Source organism: Cesiribacter sp. SM1 (assembly GCF_020178975.1).
Classification (GTDB): domain Bacteria; phylum Bacteroidota; class Bacteroidia; order Cytophagales; family Cyclobacteriaceae; genus Cesiribacter.
On sequence record NZ_JAHXBU010000094.1, the window covers coordinates 274,169 to 290,961 of the forward strand.

Below are 16,793 nucleotides of genomic sequence, written 5' to 3' on the forward strand. Positions count from 1 at the left end.
TCCGATGGGAAGGAATTCGCAGGATGGAATAATACACTGCTTCTTTCGGAGAGGACATATGTGTAGTTATTACTGATCGAGGCCCCAGGGGCTCTTTTACCAAAAAAGCCGGCCCCTGTGAAGGAACCGGCTTATCAGTAACTATTTCATTTTAAGTGAGGCTTCAGGTTTAGAAGCCGTCTTTATCATCTGCAGTGGCAGGCTGTACTGGTTGTGTGCCTGTGCTGAAAGGATCGTTCTCTGCAGCAGGTACCGGTGCTGGTGCACTGAAATCATAAGGAGTATCCAGCCCCAGGTAGTCTTTGCGGAAGCGGCTTACATACCGCTTCGTTTCGGCTACATCAGATTCTACCACACCATATTCTCCGGCCTTGGCTCTTTTTGCCTTGGTGCGGATGGCTGTATTGAAATCTTCGCCGGAAGAGAACACCGCCAGGCGATTGCTCTCGTAGTTGAAGTAGTACCACACACCAGGGGCAATCTGCAGGAACACATTGATCACATTGCCAAGCTCTGCTGATTTGCGGATCTCCACAAAACCATCTACCACGGCATTGATGTCATGTGCGCCTATGTTGGAGAGACCAATTTTGCCCATGCTGTACCAGGCTTTTTTCTGCTCATTCCACTTCAGGTTCATGTCTGTGATCATAAGGCTTTTGGCCAGATCAGAGCTGATGCTCACCACCGGAGTATAGGTTTGCAGCGATTTATCCTCCCAGGCTTTCACCGGGGCCTCGCCTACTATTTCTGCCAGTTTATATACAAAGCGGCTACGCTCGGTATGCGCCTGTGGCAGGCCTACTCTTTTTACAACCTCAGTAACCGTTGTGGCCATGGCATCTTCGGCCTGCACCGGCAGCCGGTAGTCCAATACCATCAGGGAGTTCATATCAAACTCACTGCTCTGGAAGCTACCCTTACCCAAGCCGGCTGCTTTTACCTGCAGGCTGTTTTTATCGTTTGGCATAAAGGTAAGCGGACCTTCAAAGCGTACCTCACCGGTACCTTCGTTATAGGCAAAAATGCGGCCTACATACGACTTACCCGCTTTCTTGCTCATTTCTTCAATGCGGTACTCATTATTCAGCGCATCGTAAGAAAGTATACCTGCCGGCACAAAGAGGTCCTGGTCTTCAGGAGCCCTTTTCTTAGTTACAAAGCTTGGATACAGATCGTTGGTGCGGCTGTCGTAATGAATACCGGCAATCAGTGGTGCATCATCTTCGGTTACACTTTTGTTGAAGTCAAAGGCAATCTCCTTCTGCTCACCGGTACTCTTGTACTTGATCCAGGTGTTGTAGTTAGGAATGCTCTTCAGGTCGAGCTTAACAGAACCATCCAGCTCCAGTGCAGGCTTGTGAGCAAACATGGTTACCTTACCGCGGTAGATCATACCGGGAGAAATACCCATTTTTTCCTCCTCCTTCACCTGGCCGCTCGATAGGGTGTGCAGCTCTTTTTTACGGCGGCCTTCGTTTGCCTCAACCAGCTGAAAACTGTTGAACTGAATATTAAAAGTATCGGCAGTAGAGGTTACCAGGCGGTAGGTAGCCTTACCCATAAATTTATTTCTGCTCTCTACCTTAATAGCACCATTAACCAGGTGGTGATACTCGTTGAGCGTATCCATTACAATGGTGGCATTTGCCAGCTCCTGTAAACGGGCATTTTCCAAAATTTCTACCTGGTTGTTTTCAGGTGTGATCTTGGCATCTGCCACACGAATAAAGGGAATACCACTTACCGTAAGCTTAAGGGCATCGATATCATACACTGCATTTTCGGCATTGAAAGCAAGTGAATCAAGCTCTTTGCGGGTAGTGTAGAAATAGGAAGTGCTGATGTCTACATCTTTAGGCTTGCTCATGACAACCTTTTTCTCCTCGAAATTCCAGGTAGCTTTTGGAATAGAGGTTCGGTACTGGGCAAAAGGAAAATCAAGTGCCGCCACACCTTCTACCTCAGGGCTAACGGTAGCGTTACCTTTGTCGAGGTTAAAGGCAATGCGCACATCCTTAGCTGCCAGAATTGGCTTCTGCGCATTGGATGAGTTAATCTTAAAGTCTGCATTCTGAGCCTGGAAATCGCGCTGGTTAAAGGTATAAGCTTTAGACTCAACCTCGGCACCCTTGGTTAAGAGCTTACCACCACCATAGAGGCCCTGCTTACGCAGCAGCATCTGGCCATCGAGCTGAGCAACACCATCAAAAAGTTCAAAAGGCTTTTTCTTGTTGTAGATGTTGAGGCTATCGCTCTTGGGCAGCCACTTCATGCTATAATCTGCCACGTCTGCTTTTGGATAGTTTGCATTACCAACTGCACCCTGCTTCATTTCCATTTTATAGCCATCGGCCTTCACTGAGTCTTCAAAGAAGTAGAAGTCTCTGGAGTAGAGGGTACTGGTAAGGTACTTGATGTTGCCCTTACCGCGCAGACCTTTCTGGTCGAGCACCAGCGTATCGTACAAAGTAGCCGAACCGCCATAGAGCGAATAGCCATTTCGGGGAACAATGTGCTGAAAGCCAAGAGAGTTATCGGGCAGTACAACCAGGGTTTCTTCAAAATCTGGTACGATGCCTCCGCTGGAGAAAGTACCTTTGAACGAAATGGCTGCCGGGTCGCTACTACTCAAACTGTCTATGCCAAACGGAGGAATGGCAAAGCTGATGTTTTTACTGTAGGCACCGCCTGCAACTTCTTTCCTGTCGAAGAATACAGTAGAACCTGTCATGGCATCAAAAACAGGGTACTCGGGAAAATCCCTCATACTGGACTTGTTGTTGGCCAGGTCTATGTAGAGCTTACCAGATGTTTGTGCCAGCTGGTTGTCGAGGCGCTTCTTTTTAAGATCTTTGGTGTCCTGGAAGTTATCTACATCGAACTGGATAGACTGAATCTTTGGCAGGTTGATCAGGAAGCTATCGTAATCAAAACGCATTTGCTCACCCATAAAAATAAAGCTACCCGCCTGTACCTTACCATCGAAGCTGAAATCGCGGTTCTGCAGCAGCGTTATTTCGCGGTTTGTAGGTTCAATAACTACATTCTTAGCCCTGCTGATGTAGAACTGCTCAATACCGCGCACTTTCAGCTCCTGCTTATCCAGGTAGAGGGTTGCGTTTGGCAGCTTAGGCTCCAGCGAAGGAATTAAGAGGTTGTCGAAGTCTTTTTTACGCGTTTTGCTTAGTACATAATGGAAGCCCTTGCGGTTAATTTTCACCCAGCCTGTGGCTACATCATAATCTATATATCCGTTCTGCATCAGCACTTTCATGGCACTGCGAACGGTACCAGGCTCCTGCCTCAGGTCTTTGGCCATATCATCGGCATAAAACTCCGACGACTGCAGCTTGCGGGCATAACCCACCACCATTTGCAGGGGATGGAAGTTATAAATACCCTTCAGATCATCGAAGCGCTGCGGATGGAAGAACTCCTGCGAAGTAAAATAGGCAGGAACCTGCCCTTTTCCGCTTAATATGGAAATATTGATGCTGTCAACATTGGTATTCCACTGCATAAGGTCGGCAGTGATGTCCATCTGGAAAAACGAAGACACAAATGGCGTATACTTGAAGGCACCGCCATCTTTAATAAGCGTAAGCACACCGGTAGCAGTGTTAAAGCGCGACTGTACCGCCGGATGGTAAACAGAATCCTTCTGGTGATACAACACTACCGCCGAGCGATCAGCACTTATAACAGTATCCTGCAGGTTAAACTGCAGGGCGCGAATGTTGAAACGCTGCTTTCCGGCCTCCTTCAGCTCTATGGAAGCCATGCCTCCATTTACCGAAGAGCTGTATATTTTATTGCCGGAGAGGGCAAAACCACCACGGTAAACAAGCTCATCGCTGATGCCATTTACTTTAATATTGCTATCGTAAGACTTAAATCGCGGGTACTGGGCCTGATCGGGGCTTGCATAACGTGTTCCCTTGTACTCGAACACACCTTCTACAGGTGTATCCAGTTTTCCAGAATAGGTAAGTTTTACACCATCGGCATCCAGCTCGGGCTTGCTGCTTTTAAATGAATACGGCCCGAAGGTAGCATAAACAGATTCTGCCGGCAGGCCGGCATTTGTCCAGTCAAATACACCGCCGTCGCCCACAAATACCTCTCTGAGCACCATCAGATCGCCTTTGGTGTTTTTAAGCACTACAGAATCCTGGTTACTTACAAATACCAGCGAAACTCCCTGCAGGCTAATCACAGGTCCCTCTACCTGGGGCAGCTCCTGCTGAACATAAACAGGTACGGGTGCCGGGGCAGCTTTGGCTTTTTTAGTGTCTTTTGATTTAGTTTCTTCCGCAGGTGTATCCCAGGATTCCCAGCCGGTGCTCCAGTTATCATCGGCCTTATCGGCTGGCACATCCCAGTCGCTAAAAGCGCTGGTTTCCTCTTCAGGTTCTTCTTTTGGCTGTTCCTTTACCACCACAGGCTCCGGATAGCGAAAGTTAAAACTGCCGCCAACCGCATAAAGGCGTGAGTAGTTGGTAAAATAGAGTGCCCTGTTTTGCAGAAACTGGGCCGCTCCCTCCATAAAACGGGTAAGATTTTTACTATCGCCTTCCTTAAACAGGCGTTCGCTGATCTCCAGCAGCTCATTTACGGAATTGCCTTTGCCGGCAGCACCTGCCAGCATACCAAAATAAGCAGTAAAGTGGGGCGCTGGCTTGTAGCGCTTTTGCTCCATCTGGCTGGCCAGGGCCATAATACGGTTTTGCTGCTCGCCAGAGAACCCTCCGGCAGCCCAGGCAGAATCGAACTTAACCCCCCAGCTGCGGGCTTGTGGATTGGCCGTTCCGCTTAGCATAGTTGCTACGCCCTGCCCATATCCCGAAGGATCTTTAGGAAGGGTTTGTGCCACCAGCTGCTGTCCGGTCAATAGCAGCGCCATAACACACACAGTGCACAGTAACTGTAGTTTCATCTTTAACATCTTAAATACACACCTTAACATCACAAGAAGTGCCTCTTTATCAGGAGACTCTATAAACCAGCACAACCTACAGGATAAAACGATGCCATGCCACGTAATTGTATATGGTAAATTACATGCATGGGGCAATCGGCCATTTTTCTTTTATTATGGCTGCTCTAACAGCCTTTCAGGGCTGCTTTAAAAGTTGCAGGCTGGCCCACTTTCCATCAGCAAAACGCGCAACCTCCTCTAAGCCAAGCCCATGAGCCAGATCCAGCAGGTCTGGAATATCCTCTTCGTAAAAGCCGCTTAACAGTAAATGACCATCCGGCTGTAAAAATTCCACATACAGGTCCATTTCTTCCAGCAGCACGTTTTTATTGATGTTGGCCAGTACAATATCGTAGCGTCCGCCAATGCCACTTTCGGCCAGTGTACCCAGCCGCACCTGAATTTCGGGACATTTGTTGAGCAGGCAGTTTTCCTGTCCGTTCTCCACACACCATTCGTCTATATCGCAGGCCCACACCTCTGCAGCTCCGCGTTTAAACGCCATGATAGCCAGAATAGCCGTTCCGCAGCCAACGTCCAGCACACGCATGCCCTGGTGGTTGAGGTGGAGCTGCTGCTGTAACATCAGGCGGGTGGTCTGGTGATGGCCGGTACCAAACGACATTTTTGGGGTAATGATGATCTCGTAAGGCACATCGGGCCGTGGCGGGTGGAAGGAGGCCCGTACTACACACTCATCTCCAATCTCAATCAGGTCGTAATTTTTCTCCCACTCTTCGTTCCAGTTCTTTTTATCCAGGGTTTTTACCTCCCACTCCAGGGCAGCATCCATCATGTACTGCTTCAGGATAGAATCTGTAGCATCTCTATTGTAGGATTTTACAGGGGCATAAGCAGCAAAACCACGCTCCTCTTCTGCAAAAGCTTCGAATCCTAATTCGGCTAGCTCGGCCTGAATAATGTCACAGTAGGTTCCATCGCAACGAACCAGCAATTCGATATAATCCATTTTGTTGTATGTTAAATCCCTAACTTAATATCTGCTTCTTGTGGCTGTAGATCAGCCATTTGGCTTTAAACAGTAATTCTTATTTTTTCCCTTACATCTTTTAGGAGAGCACAGGAACAATATTCATATTTGTATTAATTACCCAGCTCTCTCTACTATGTACCAGCTAAAAGCACTCTTTTGTGTTCTGTGTATTGCTGTATTACTCAGCGGCTGCGCTGGCTCATACCGCACTATCAATCCGGAAAGCCTACCCTACCGGCAGCACCCAACAAGTACCGATGCTGCGGTGCAGGTTGGTTATCACTATAATATACTGACAGAATTAGGGAACAAAAAATTTGCCCGCAAGGAGAAAAAAAAGAACCTGAACCTGGTAGCGGTAAAAATAACCAATAATACCGACCGCACACTTATTTTTGGCAAAGACATCTTTTTGCGTTCAGAGGGCCAGATGGTTGCCCCGGTAAGCTATATGAGAACCTTCCGCACATTGAAACACAAGACCCCGCTCTACCTGTTGTACCTGCCAATCATCCACCTCAACGTCACTACGGTTGAACAAACCCACAGCGGGTTCAAGCAGCGGTTTTATCCGGTAGGGCTAATTGTAGGCCCCATTCTTAGCTTTGGCAATATGTTCAAAGCGCACTCAAACAACAAAAAGTTTTTAAGAGAGCTAAAAGCACACACGCTGCAGGATAAATCAATAAAACCTGGCGAAACAGTATATGGCCTACTGGGTGTGCAAAAAGCAACCTTTAAGCCTATCGAAGCAGAGATTAGGGTGAAAGGTGATAAAATTGTTCAGGATGAGTACTACATAGAAGGATATTGATGCCAGCTTGGCCATAAAGTAAAAACACCGCCTTTCAAAAGCGGTGTTTTTTATTTTTAGCGGCAGCCTGCAAAAGAAGCTACGTCGGTATAGGCAATGGTAAAATCGGCAAAGGCTCTGCTATCTGCCAGGTAGATCCTAAAATCGGCAAATGCTGGTTTATCCGTAAAGTACCAGTGCCCGGGCTGGTCGGCATAGAGTTTGTTCTCTTCTGAATAAACCACCAGGTCGGCAGAGGTTTCGTACTCCTCTACATACACCCGGAAATGCGCCTCCTCGGGCCTCTCAGTTACATAAACCGAGCCCCGAAGCTTGCACACATCAGGGGCCGCCCGCTCAGCCGGAGCCCCGCCCAGCAAGCAAAGTAATCCTATCAGTAGTAATTTCATGCTGCTATCTTAACTTAAATAGGGTGCTGAACATTGCAACAGCCCTAATTTATTTCTTTCTAAGAACATAAACCTGCCATCAATGGTGCTCTTCTCCGCCAAAGATCTTCCAGATAAAACCTCCGTTTACCACAAAGCCATCTGTTGGCGCCCAAATTTGCGCAAAGCTTGGGTTGGTAAAGGGCGGGTATACTATATCGCTGTAGCGCGACTGACGGGCATCTACAAAATTCTCAAAATTCAGGAACAGGCTGAACTTTCTCATCTCCCGCATGGCCATGATGCCCATAATCCAGTAATCCCGGGTTTGGGTATAGTCACTTAAGTATTGCCTGCCAGTATAGTACGCTTCGTAGCCAATGCGCCACTTGCCATGCTGCTCAAACATAAGCACTGCCCCTGCAGTGTGGCGGGGGGTAAGGGGCTTCTGCCGGTTTATGTTGTAGTACTGCAGCTCTACATCGGTAAAGGCATACTGCAAAAAGAGCTTAAAATCGCCCATGGTAAAGCGGGCATTGGTTTCTGAGCCCATGCTGCGCACCGGGCCATTGGCATTGCTGAAACTATATTGACCATAGATTTCACTTAGCACCAGTGCATCCTGCAGGCGGGTGTAAAAAAAGAGCTGGTTAAGCGAGAAGGTGATGTTATCGCCAATACCTGTTGTGTAGTTAACATCAAAATTGCCACCGTAGCTGCGCTCTGCCTTTGCATCGGCAGCGGTAATGGGCAATACGTTACGGAACACCATTGCCTCTGCCTCTTCTGTAAACACCGTTGGCAGTTTATAACCTAAACCTCCGCCCAGGCGGGCTGTAAACTTACGCACAGGCTTGTACATGAATGAAAGCCTTGGCAGCACAAAGGTACCATAGTCGGTATTATGGTCTGTGCGAAGGCCAGTCTCCAGTGCCAGCTGCTCACTTAGCTGCCAGCTGTGCTGGGCAAAAGCGCCCAGGGTGGTATTGCTGTAGTCGCGTGCCTGTATGGCGGATTGTTGCTCCGTAAACTGATCGGTAAAGAGGTTAAGCCCCCCAATCCAGCGGCTGTCTTCCTCGCCAAAGCTATAGCTGGCCTCGGTAAAGCTGGCCCACTGCTCACCTGCAAAGCGGTAGTCGGGAACCCGAATCTCACGGTCGAAATAGCTGATGCTGTTCTTTAATACCAGGGCCGCATTGTTTGCATACTGCTTTTCAAAAGCAAGCTGGGAGGAAACACGTTTAGAGCTATTCTCCTCTGTAAAAGGGTTGGTAGCGCTCGGACCCGACTCAATAGCGGCAATGTCTCCGCCCACACGCTCTTCCAGTGCGGCATTCACACCCACCCAAAGGGTAGCATCATCGCCAAAGTAACGGAACAGGCGCGGGTTAAGGGTTAGGCTGCGTACCTGAGGTATGTCTGAGAAGCCATCGTCGTTTGGATCGTATGGCTCCTGCAGGTTGCCGGAGGCATAAACGGTAGAGCCCCATTTTTCATTTCTGCCACTGTAAAAAGCATTGAGGGTGGTACCCAGGGCGCTTGTCTGGTTTAGCATAAGGCTTAGCTCGGGCTCCTCCCCTGGCTTTTTGGTTACCAGGTTTACCAGGCCGGCAATGGCACCCCCGCCATAGAGAGTGGAAGCACTGCCCTTGATTACCTCTACCTGCTGCAGATCCAGCGGCGGCACCTGCATAATGCTCAAGCCACTGGCAAAACCACTGTATAGCGGAAAACCATCGCGCAGCAGCTGAGTGTAGCGCCCATCGAGCCCCTGTATGCGAATGCTCTGGTTGGCAGAGTTGGCAGAGGTTTGCTGCATTTGGATACCGGTACTTTCGCGCAGCAGCATGGCAATGTTGGTGGAGTTCATTACTGCCTTTTCGCCCAGCTCCTCGCCGGAAATTGCTTCTACCCGGGTGGGTATATCTTCAATGGTGCGGCTGCTGCGGGTGGCACTTACCACCACGGCCTCCAGTTCTTCTTCGGGCTCCAGCTCCACCAGCAGAGGCTCCTCGCCGGAGCGCGGAAACTGCAGATCTAGTTGCTGCGACTCATAACCCACAAAGGAAAAAATAACAGTTTGCTGGCCCGCCGGAATATTTTCTACCACCACCAGCCCACTGGCATTGGCAGTTGCGCCTATGGTAGTGCCCTTAAGCTGTGCGGTAGCGCCGGGCAGGGCTTCGCCGGAGTCATGATCTACAATCCGGGCGCGAAGGGTGTGTTGTGCAAAGCTCAGGGAGCTGCACATAAGGCATAGGTATAGAAACAGGAATAACCTTTTCATTTAATTACTTTGAATAAAACAGAATAGAACAGCGGAAAAAGGGCTGAAAAAGCCCGGGGAAAAGGGTATTACTACTGGGGCGGGTGCCAGATGCCGTACTGTGGGGCTACAGATGGGTTTTGGATCAGCACACAAAGCTGCTGATGATGGGGTGTAACAGGATTTGCTTCCGGAGTTAGTTGCTGCGCTGCCTCAATAAGTAAACAGCAGCCAGCACAGGCAAATGGATTACACTGCTCTCCTTCTTCACCATCATGCTCCTCTTTATCAGAATGAGCATCCTGCTGCTCTTCGCAATTTTCTGTACAGCAGGAAAGAGCCGGCAAACTGGCGAGCGCCGGTGCCGAGCTTAAAAGCATTACCTGTAGCAATAAAAGGAGCGATAACAGCCTCATTCCTGCAAAAGTACGAATTTCAGCATAAATGCATGGGCTGCCCTCTTTCAAATAACATCACTTATCTATAGCTTAAAAATGAAAAGAGCCTTAGAGAGGCTCTTTTCATAACATTCAGCTTGTAATATGTCTATACAAAAGATACTGGAGCAAAAGCAAAAGTATGTTCCAAAAACTGGTTACAATGTAGTGGGGGTAGATCGTTACGAAATACCCGGCAGCGATGATGCCCTGTTCCTGATTGCCCACACCCACAGCCTGCAGGAGGCTGAACACATCAGGGCGCAGTATAATGGTAACGAAGGGATTACTGCCTACATCTATACACCAGATGCGGTTTAAATAGCTCCTTTGATGATGTCCATAAAGTCGCGGCTCTTAAGCGAGGCGCCACCTACCAGGCCACCATCTACATCGGGCTTGGCAAAAAGATTTTTAGCATTATCGGGCTTAACGCTGCCACCGTACAGAATGCGGATCTCGTTTGCCAGGTTCTGACCCCACTTGCCTGCCAGCTGCTGGCGTATATGGGCATGCATCTCCTGCGCCTGTTCGTCGGAGGCAGTTTTGCCGGTACCAATGGCCCAGATAGGTTCATAAGCAATTACCACTTTGCGCATTTGCTCTTCGCTCAGGTGAAAGAGGCTTTCCTCCAGCTGGCGCTGCACATACCCATTTTGATCCTCTTTTTCGCGGACCTCCAGTGGCTCGCCGCAGCAGAAAATAGGCTGAAGTCCGCCAGCCAGTACAGCATCCAGCTTTTTGGCCAGCTGCTGGTTGCTTTCCTTAAAGTACTCGCGGCGCTCGCTGTGGCCCAGGATTACCCATTTTACCCCAACGGCTTTCAGCATTCCTACCGATATCTCGCCGGTGTAAGCGCCTTTTTCGTGCTCGCTTACATTCTGGGCGGCTAAAGTTATGTGTTTTGCATCGCCAATAAGGCGGCTCACCTGGTGCAGGTGAGTAAAGGGCGGGGCTAATACAACCTGTACCTCGCGGTTCAGTTCGTCTTTCACCATATTCACCACTTCAGAGGCCAGCTTCTGACCTTCTTCGGGTGTGGTGTTCATTTTCCAGTTACCGGCTACTAGTTTTGTTCTCATGCTAAAAAAAGTCGTTTGGGTGCCAAAGTTAAAGTTTTTTGTGAAACGAGCAGGAAAAAGCAATGCACTTCAGTAACATCAGCATATAATCTTTGTTTTCTCAGCCTATCGGGAGCTGAACGGTTTTTTGATTATCCGGCACTGGCTGAAAACCATGCTTGTGCACCTGCTTTTGAACATACGAAACCCGCACAGAAAAAGACTGTCAAAAATTAAATCAACTCATGCGTCTTTTTTAACTTATCTGCGTCATCAGGGTATAATCCATAAAACTATCATGAGCTTAGCCAACACCCTTACCAGCCAGGAACACGAGTTACTGCTCCGGGAAGCCACTCCCGGCCAGCGGCAGGAAATAGCTGCCCTGCTTAGCACCAACAAACTACCAGTAAATGATTTAACAGAAGCAGTTACACTTTATGCCCTGATGTATAATGGAAACCTGGCCGGATCTGCCGGTCTTGAAATATATGGCACCCAGGCACTGCTGCGCTCTGTAAGTGTGGCCGATAGTGGTAAAGGCAGGGGTTGGGGTAAATTTATCAGCCATGAAATTGAAAAGCTGGCGCAACAGCAGGGCATAGAAGAGTTGTACCTGGTTACCACTACTGCAGAAGGCTTCTTCCAGAAACTGGGCTACCGTAAAGTGGAGCGTAGCAATGTAGCAGAAGCAGTACTGGTATCAGGCCAGTTTAACGGCATCTGCCCTGCTTCTGCAGCTATTATGGTAAAGCAAATACAGTGACTGGCAATGCCCCTGATTTACCGCCGCTCAGCTTAACTCAGAGACCTGTAAGCTTTCATCAAAATACATCCGGGAAAGTGAAGTGCCTGTAGAGGATACAAGCAGGTATCCTTAAATGCTATTTCTCCATCAGGGCCTGCAGCTGGCGCTCTTCTAAAAAGCCTTTTACCTTGTCGGCATCCATGCGATAGATGTCGATGGTAGTGGCATTGTAGTATACTTTCTTCAGGTATTCCAGCCGGTTATAAATACGTGGCTCAAAGCGGCCATTTTTAGATAGCAGGCCTTCTTCTCCCTGAAAAGCTGTGTGCAAGGCATAGCCTGCGCTGTCACGGAAAATGAGCAGACTGCCAGTGGAAATGGGTTGCTTAAGGTCTCCCATAAAAGTGGCATCCAGGCTGTACTCTTTTTCATAAGCAGTGGTCAGCACTACTTCCAGCATTGCCGGGTCCAGAAAAGTAGTGGGATTAAACCAGGGCAGGGGATCTATGCCCTCGTAGCTAAATGACTGAGCAAGCCCGAAGGTGTGGCAGTTGGCATGGGGCAGCACAAACCCCTCCCCATCCCAGGGCTCCTCCCGGTAGATGGTGTAGTAGGGATTATCCTGTTTAGGAACGGGAACATCGGTAATAAAGTCTGCATATTTTCGGTCCAGCTGAAAAACAGTATCCATCCATTGCACCTGCAGCAGGTGATTTGCCTTTTTTCCCTCAATAGTGTCATTAATGAGCAACAGCATTTTAGGATATGACACCACGCCCGTATCTGGCGCTGTTATACTTTGCTGGGCACTGCTGTTACTGAAGATGAACAGGCCTACAAAAAAAATAAAAGTACTTATCCTTAATGAGTGGTTTATTTTTGGCAGTATCATCGTTAAAAAAAGCAGTATCTGCAACTCATAAAATAAATGCAAATACGAAATTCTTTATACTTGGTTACTAAGGCATTAACGCTATCATCAGCTAAAATAGTACAGAAAGCACCACATCGCTGCCTGTTCTTTCTCATGCATATTTTTGTAATCTTAAACAGCGGCACCTGCCTTGCACAGGCTTCTGTAGATTATACCCTTGTAGACGAACAGGGCATTTGGGTCGAGAAGTTCGACAGTACATTATCCAATGAAAATAAGTATACAGCCAATAACCAGGTATATAAAGACAGTATTCGCTTCATCTACCGATACCATTACATTAGTCCGGATGGCAAAAAGTACCTGCAAAAAGTAGTGCCTAAGGCAAACAAAGATCGGGAAAAAGCATGGAAGCTGGTGCCGCTGCAGGAAAAAGATTCTCTCACCAATGATCGCCTGCAGCTGGTTGTTGAAACTGACCTGAAGGGGGCAGATGCTCAAACCCAAGGCTACAATCACACCCCCATCAGGTGGGAATACTACGCTCCCGCCGGGCAAATCAGCTTTCTGGAGCGCAGTAGTCTGGTGGAGAACTGGAAGAATATTTGGATCACTCCTCCGCGTGCACGTATGTTCAGAATTATGGCCTTGAATCCTTTTCCATCTATCCAATCACCCTATAAAATTGGCAACAGCTGGGAGTGGCATCAGGAGGTAGCCGGCTACTGGGGCGATGAGCGCTGGAAAGAATGGGCTGGGCCTGTCATGATTCACTACCACTACACCATCAGCCAGGAAGAAAAAATTTCATCAGCCATGGGTACTCTTCCTACCCTGGTAATACAAGGAGTGGCCAGCAGTAAACTTGGCTCCACCAGCCTAAAAGCCCATTACCATGCAAAATATGGCTTTGTAAAGCTGCTTTTCAGCAACATTGATGGCAGCCAAATTCTCTTGGAGCTGATTGAACTTGAGGTGAATTGATTTATAAAGACTTCTATGACGTACTTTATTTTCAAATATTTTTGAAAGTTTAGGAATTTGCTATACCTTGCCCACAGGATGCAGCTAGACGAAGCAAAAAGTAAGTTTATCCAGGCCTGGGGCGCCTTAGGCTCCAGCTGGGGGGTTCCGCGCACCATGGCCCAGATACATGCACTGCTGTTGGTATCTCCACAAGCCCTTACCACAGAAGAGGTTATGGAAGCACTTCAGATAAGCCGTGGCAATGCCAACATGAGTCTTCGTAATTTACTCGACTGGGGACTGGTGGAAAAAGAAGTGCATATGGGCGAACGCAAGGAGTTCTTCAAGGCTCCTAAAGATACCATGTATATGGCCAAGCAAGTTGCTGTTCAGCGTAAAAAGCGAGAACTGGAGCCAATGCTTAGGGCCCTGCAGGAGGTAAAGGAAGTGGAAGGTAATGATAAAGAGACTCAGGAGTTCAGGTCGCTTATCTCTGATATTGATGGATTTGCAAGGCAGTCGGAAAGTATGCTGAACCTCTTTATCAGCTCTCAGCAAAACTGGTTTATGAAAGCCATTATGAAACTGGCCGGAAAGCAGTAAAAAAAATTTAACCAAATACTTTCAATTATTTTTGAAAGTACTGTAAATAATATTCTACCAAAAACAATCCCGATGACACGTAAAATTGTAATTGCCGGTGGCAGTGGATTTTTAGGTGAGCTTGCAACCCGCCATTTTATAGCACAAGGCTGGAGGGTGGTGGTATTAAGCCGCGCCAGTCAAAAGCACAGCAGACTGATACGCCAGCGCTATTGGGATGGGAAAACCGTAGAACCCTGGCAGCAGGAGCTGGAGGGTGCCCACGCACTGCTTAACCTCAGCGGCCGCTCTGTAGATTGCCGCTACACCAGCGCAAACAGGCAGGAGATCATTGCCTCGCGCATCGATAGCACACACTGCCTTGCCAATGCTGTTGCAGCCTGTCAGCATCCGCCCAAGGTCTGGATTAATGCCTCTTCGGCAACCATTTACCGCCATGCCTACGAGCCACAGGATGAAGTTGGAGGTGAAGCTGGCAACGGTTTTTCTGTTGAAGTATGCCAGCAATGGGAACAGGCCTTTTTTGAAAAACAAGTGCCGGGGGTGCGCAAAGTAGCCCTTAGAATGGGCATTGTGCTTGGTAGCAATGCCGGAGCCTTATTACCTATGAAGCGGCTGGTACAGCTGGGCCTGGGCGGCTGTTTTGGCTCCGGCACCCAATACATGAGCTGGCTGCACCAGCACGACTACCTGCGTATCCTTGAGTTCATCATCAGCACAACTGCCGCAGAAGGCACCATCAATGCCACAGCACCACAGCCCCTCCCCAACCGGCTGTTTCTGAAAGCAATGCGCAAAACAATCGGCATCCCCTTTGGCCTGCCCCTGCCCCGCCCTTTACTGGCACTGGGAGCCCTGCTGATCCGCACCGAAACCGAGCTGATCCTGAAAAGCCGCTGCGTGGTACCACGCCGCCTGCAGGAGCTGGGCTTCGAATTCCGCTACCCCACTGCAGAAGAAGCACTGCAGGAACTGCTGGGTAAGAAAATACCTGCCGCAAATCCTAATAATTATTACCCAACGCAACCTTCAGCAGCATGAAACCAAAGCCCCTTTACATCGAAACCCAAATAGCCTGCCCATTGGAGGTACTGTGGGAGCATACACAAAACCCGGCCCTGCACCAGCAATGGGACCTAAGATTTTCATCTATAACCTATTTGCCTAAACAAGAGCATCAAGACCCGCAGCAGTTTTTGTACAGCACCAAAATAGGGTTTGGCTTAGCCGTAAAAGGCACCGGTGAAAGTGTAGCCACTAAAGCCTCAAGGGCAGGAGAAAGTACTTCTGTGCTGAAGTTCTGGTCTGAAAGCGGCTTATCCCTGATAAGGAGCGGCTCGGGTTACTGGAAATACCAGCCACAGCCGGAGGGCAACACCATACGCTTCCGCACGGGCTACAATTACCAGACCCGCTGGGGATTGGCCGGGGCCACTATCGATAGCTGCCTTTTCCGGCCACTGATGATCTGGGCCACTGCCTGGAGTTTCGACTGCCTTAAAAACTGGCTGGAAAAAGGAATTCATCCGCTGCAGGCCCTGCGGGCACAGGCAGGTGTTACCATTGCTTCAGCTGTGCTGAGCCTGGTGTGGATTTACCAGGGCCTGGTACCGAAGTTGCTGTTTCCCTATAGCGGTGAGCTGGGTATGCTTGAGCAGTCGGGGCTATTTACTGGTTTTGAGCATTTAGTAATCAAGGGAATAGGGCTGATGGAAATACTGTTTGGGTGCTGTTTGCTTATTCTTCACAACAGGCTTATCCACAGCATCAACATACTGGCCCTCTGTATACTGGGTTTGGGTGCAGTTTACAGTAATGCAGAAGTGGTTCTGGCCCCATTCAACCCTGTATCCTTCAACCTGGCACTTATTGCACTTTCGCTCATTTGCCTGCTCCACCTCAAACACCTGCCCCGGGCTTCTAACTGTAAAACCAAACCTATATGAGCTCTATTTACCAGAAGGTGCTGGGAGAGGACTTTTATAAGCTTCACCCGCAGATACAAAAACGATTTGGCTTCAGCAGCGAAAACAAAATTGCCTCCATTGGCAGAGGTGTGATGGAGGAGGTCTGGCTGGGGAAATTTTATACCCTGCCTTTCCTCTACATCGGTACCTGGCGCAACATTATGTTTCCACAGGCGGGGCGCCATGTTCCTTTCACCATTGAAAATTACGCCTACCAGGACTCCTTTGGCAGAGAAACCGTTACCTGGGTGCGCAGCTATCAATTTCCAAAGCACAAAAGGCGGTTCGATGCAACCATGATCTACAGCCGGCAGCGAAAGAGAATTATTGATTACCTGGGCACTCATCAGCACCTTGCTGTAGACATACACCTCGAAGTAGCCCCCAATGGTGGGTTACGGCTCATATCTGGCCAGCAGCGTTTTTATGAAGGACTGCTGGGCTTTCGCTTCCCAATGTTTTTTTCTGGCTATGCCGATGTGTGTGAGTGGTACGATGATGCCGAAGAGAAACACAAAATATCAGTATCTGTAAGCAACAAAGCCTGGGGTCCTCTTTTCGGCTACCGGGGCAGTTTTGATGTAGAGTACCTGCCAGTTACAGATGCAGCTGCAATACCCCGGCATGTTAAACCAGTACGGGAAGAGCAGCGCGAGTAGCTCATAACACAAAAACAACTACTCCTCCAATAATAACTAAGCTTATGGACAGATG

15 protein-coding genes are annotated in these 16,793 nt (G+C 48.7%); 8 read left to right on the forward strand and 7 right to left on the reverse strand.

Annotation, left to right across the window (positions count from 1 at the left end; genetic code table 11):
- Nucleotides 1–169: 169 nt before the first annotated feature.
- Together KWJ01_RS25305 and prmA are read right to left on the reverse strand one after the other, a co-directional pair.
- Nucleotides 170–4,906 (reverse strand): hypothetical protein, encoded by a 4,737-nt coding sequence (locus KWJ01_RS25305; protein ID WP_224999925.1) that lies wholly within the window; start codon nt 4,904–4,906, stop codon nt 170–172.
- A 211-nt stretch (nt 4,907–5,117) separates the two neighbouring features.
- A complete protein-coding gene (gene prmA, locus KWJ01_RS25310) occupies nt 5,118–5,951 on the reverse strand; it encodes a 50S ribosomal protein L11 methyltransferase (RefSeq protein WP_224999926.1) in 834 nt (277 codons plus the stop codon).
- A gap of 157 nt (nt 5,952–6,108) precedes the next feature.
- Between prmA and KWJ01_RS25315 the strand changes: the two genes are divergently transcribed.
- Complete coding sequence (locus KWJ01_RS25315; protein WP_224999927.1) at nt 6,109–6,789, forward strand: hypothetical protein; 681 nt, start codon at nt 6,109–6,111, stop codon at nt 6,787–6,789.
- A 56-nt stretch (nt 6,790–6,845) separates the two neighbouring features.
- Here the strand turns inward: KWJ01_RS25315 and KWJ01_RS25320 are convergent, their stop codons facing one another.
- From KWJ01_RS25320 to KWJ01_RS25330, 3 genes are all read right to left on the reverse strand, one after another.
- On the reverse strand, nt 6,846–7,178 hold the full coding sequence (locus KWJ01_RS25320; protein WP_224999928.1) for a DUF6150 family protein: 333 nt from the start codon (nt 7,176–7,178) through the stop codon (nt 6,846–6,848).
- Nucleotides 7,179–7,257: 79 nt separating this feature from the next.
- Nucleotides 7,258–9,444 (reverse strand): TonB-dependent receptor, encoded by a 2,187-nt coding sequence (locus KWJ01_RS25325; protein ID WP_224999929.1) that lies wholly within the window; start codon nt 9,442–9,444, stop codon nt 7,258–7,260.
- Between the two features lie 71 nt (nt 9,445–9,515).
- Nucleotides 9,516–9,839 (reverse strand): hypothetical protein, encoded by a 324-nt coding sequence (locus tag KWJ01_RS25330; RefSeq protein WP_224999930.1) that lies wholly within the window; start codon nt 9,837–9,839, stop codon nt 9,516–9,518.
- Nucleotides 9,840–9,965: 126 nt separating this feature from the next.
- Here KWJ01_RS25330 and KWJ01_RS25335 point away from each other — a divergent pair, with 126 nt between their 5' ends.
- Nucleotides 9,966–10,181 carry a hypothetical protein gene (locus tag KWJ01_RS25335; RefSeq protein WP_224999931.1) on the forward strand — a complete coding sequence of 72 codons (216 nt, stop codon included), beginning with the start codon at nt 9,966–9,968 and terminating at the stop codon, nt 10,179–10,181.
- On the opposite strand, the gene tpiA is transcribed toward KWJ01_RS25335, so the two are convergent.
- Nucleotides 10,178–10,942 (reverse strand): triose-phosphate isomerase, encoded by a 765-nt coding sequence (tpiA, locus tag KWJ01_RS25340; protein ID WP_224999932.1) that lies wholly within the window; start codon nt 10,940–10,942, stop codon nt 10,178–10,180. The genes KWJ01_RS25335 and tpiA overlap by 4 nt on opposite strands.
- A gap of 277 nt (nt 10,943–11,219) precedes the next feature.
- Here tpiA and arsN2 point away from each other — a divergent pair, with 277 nt between their 5' ends.
- The gene (gene arsN2 / locus KWJ01_RS25345) at nt 11,220–11,687 is read left to right on the forward strand and encodes an arsenic resistance N-acetyltransferase ArsN2 (protein ID WP_224999933.1); all 468 of its coding nucleotides are present in this window, start codon (nt 11,220–11,222) and stop codon (nt 11,685–11,687) included.
- A gap of 118 nt (nt 11,688–11,805) precedes the next feature.
- Here the strand turns inward: arsN2 and KWJ01_RS25350 are convergent, their stop codons facing one another.
- Nucleotides 11,806–12,561: a hypothetical protein gene (locus KWJ01_RS25350; RefSeq protein ID WP_224999934.1), complete on the reverse strand. Its 756-nt coding sequence runs from the start codon at nt 12,559–12,561 to the stop codon at nt 11,806–11,808.
- Between the two features lie 135 nt (nt 12,562–12,696).
- Between KWJ01_RS25350 and KWJ01_RS25355 the strand changes: the two genes are divergently transcribed.
- The 5 genes from KWJ01_RS25355 (at nt 12,697) to KWJ01_RS25375 (ending at nt 16,738) form a co-directional block, all read left to right on the forward strand.
- Complete coding sequence (locus tag KWJ01_RS25355; RefSeq protein ID WP_224999935.1) at nt 12,697–13,527, forward strand: hypothetical protein; 831 nt, start codon at nt 12,697–12,699, stop codon at nt 13,525–13,527.
- A 78-nt stretch (nt 13,528–13,605) separates the two neighbouring features.
- Nucleotides 13,606–14,112, forward strand: a complete 507-nt coding sequence (locus KWJ01_RS25360) for a GbsR/MarR family transcriptional regulator (protein ID WP_224999936.1) — start codon at nt 13,606–13,608, stop codon at nt 14,110–14,112.
- Nucleotides 14,113–14,184: 72 nt separating this feature from the next.
- Nucleotides 14,185–15,153: a TIGR01777 family oxidoreductase gene (locus tag KWJ01_RS25365; protein WP_224999937.1), complete on the forward strand. Its 969-nt coding sequence runs from the start codon at nt 14,185–14,187 to the stop codon at nt 15,151–15,153.
- Nucleotides 15,150–16,058 carry a DoxX-like family protein gene (locus KWJ01_RS25370; RefSeq protein ID WP_224999938.1) on the forward strand — a complete coding sequence of 303 codons (909 nt, stop codon included), beginning with the start codon at nt 15,150–15,152 and terminating at the stop codon, nt 16,056–16,058. Before KWJ01_RS25365 ends, KWJ01_RS25370 begins: the two co-directional genes overlap by 4 nt.
- On the forward strand, nt 16,055–16,738 hold the full coding sequence (locus KWJ01_RS25375; RefSeq protein ID WP_224999939.1) for a DUF4166 domain-containing protein: 684 nt from the start codon (nt 16,055–16,057) through the stop codon (nt 16,736–16,738). The genes KWJ01_RS25370 and KWJ01_RS25375 overlap by 4 nt, the downstream gene beginning before the upstream one ends.
- Nucleotides 16,739–16,793: the final 55 nt, after the last annotated feature.

Bases quoted from the DNA above. Each gene is read 5' to 3' on its own strand.
- KWJ01_RS25315 (WP_224999927.1), top strand. From the start codon at position 6,109: ATGTACCAGCTAAAAGCACTCTTTTGTGTTCTGTGTATTGCTGTATTA.
- KWJ01_RS25355 (WP_224999935.1), top strand. From the start codon at position 12,697: ATGCATATTTTTGTAATCTTAAACAGCGGCACCTGCCTTGCACAGGCT.
- KWJ01_RS25375 (WP_224999939.1), top strand. From the start codon at position 16,055: ATGAGCTCTATTTACCAGAAGGTGCTGGGAGAGGACTTTTATAAGCTT.
- KWJ01_RS25325 (WP_224999929.1), bottom strand. From the start codon at position 9,444: ATGAAAAGGTTATTCCTGTTTCTATACCTATGCCTTATGTGCAGCTCC.
- KWJ01_RS25335 (WP_224999931.1), top strand. From the start codon at position 9,966: ATGTCTATACAAAAGATACTGGAGCAAAAGCAAAAGTATGTTCCAAAA.
- arsN2 (WP_224999933.1), top strand. From the start codon at position 11,220: ATGAGCTTAGCCAACACCCTTACCAGCCAGGAACACGAGTTACTGCTC.
- KWJ01_RS25320 (WP_224999928.1), bottom strand. From the start codon at position 7,178: ATGAAATTACTACTGATAGGATTACTTTGCTTGCTGGGCGGGGCTCCG.
- KWJ01_RS25365 (WP_224999937.1), top strand. From the start codon at position 14,185: ATGACACGTAAAATTGTAATTGCCGGTGGCAGTGGATTTTTAGGTGAG.
- KWJ01_RS25305 (WP_224999925.1), bottom strand. From the start codon at position 4,906: ATGGCGCTGCTATTGACCGGACAGCAGCTGGTGGCACAAACCCTTCCT.
- prmA (WP_224999926.1), bottom strand. From the start codon at position 5,951: ATGGATTATATCGAATTGCTGGTTCGTTGCGATGGAACCTACTGTGAC.
- KWJ01_RS25360 (WP_224999936.1), top strand. From the start codon at position 13,606: ATGCAGCTAGACGAAGCAAAAAGTAAGTTTATCCAGGCCTGGGGCGCC.
- KWJ01_RS25350 (WP_224999934.1), bottom strand. From the start codon at position 12,561: ATGATACTGCCAAAAATAAACCACTCATTAAGGATAAGTACTTTTATT.
- KWJ01_RS25370 (WP_224999938.1), top strand. From the start codon at position 15,150: ATGAAACCAAAGCCCCTTTACATCGAAACCCAAATAGCCTGCCCATTG.
- tpiA (WP_224999932.1), bottom strand. From the start codon at position 10,942: ATGAGAACAAAACTAGTAGCCGGTAACTGGAAAATGAACACCACACCC.
- KWJ01_RS25330 (WP_224999930.1), bottom strand. From the start codon at position 9,839: ATGAGGCTGTTATCGCTCCTTTTATTGCTACAGGTAATGCTTTTAAGC.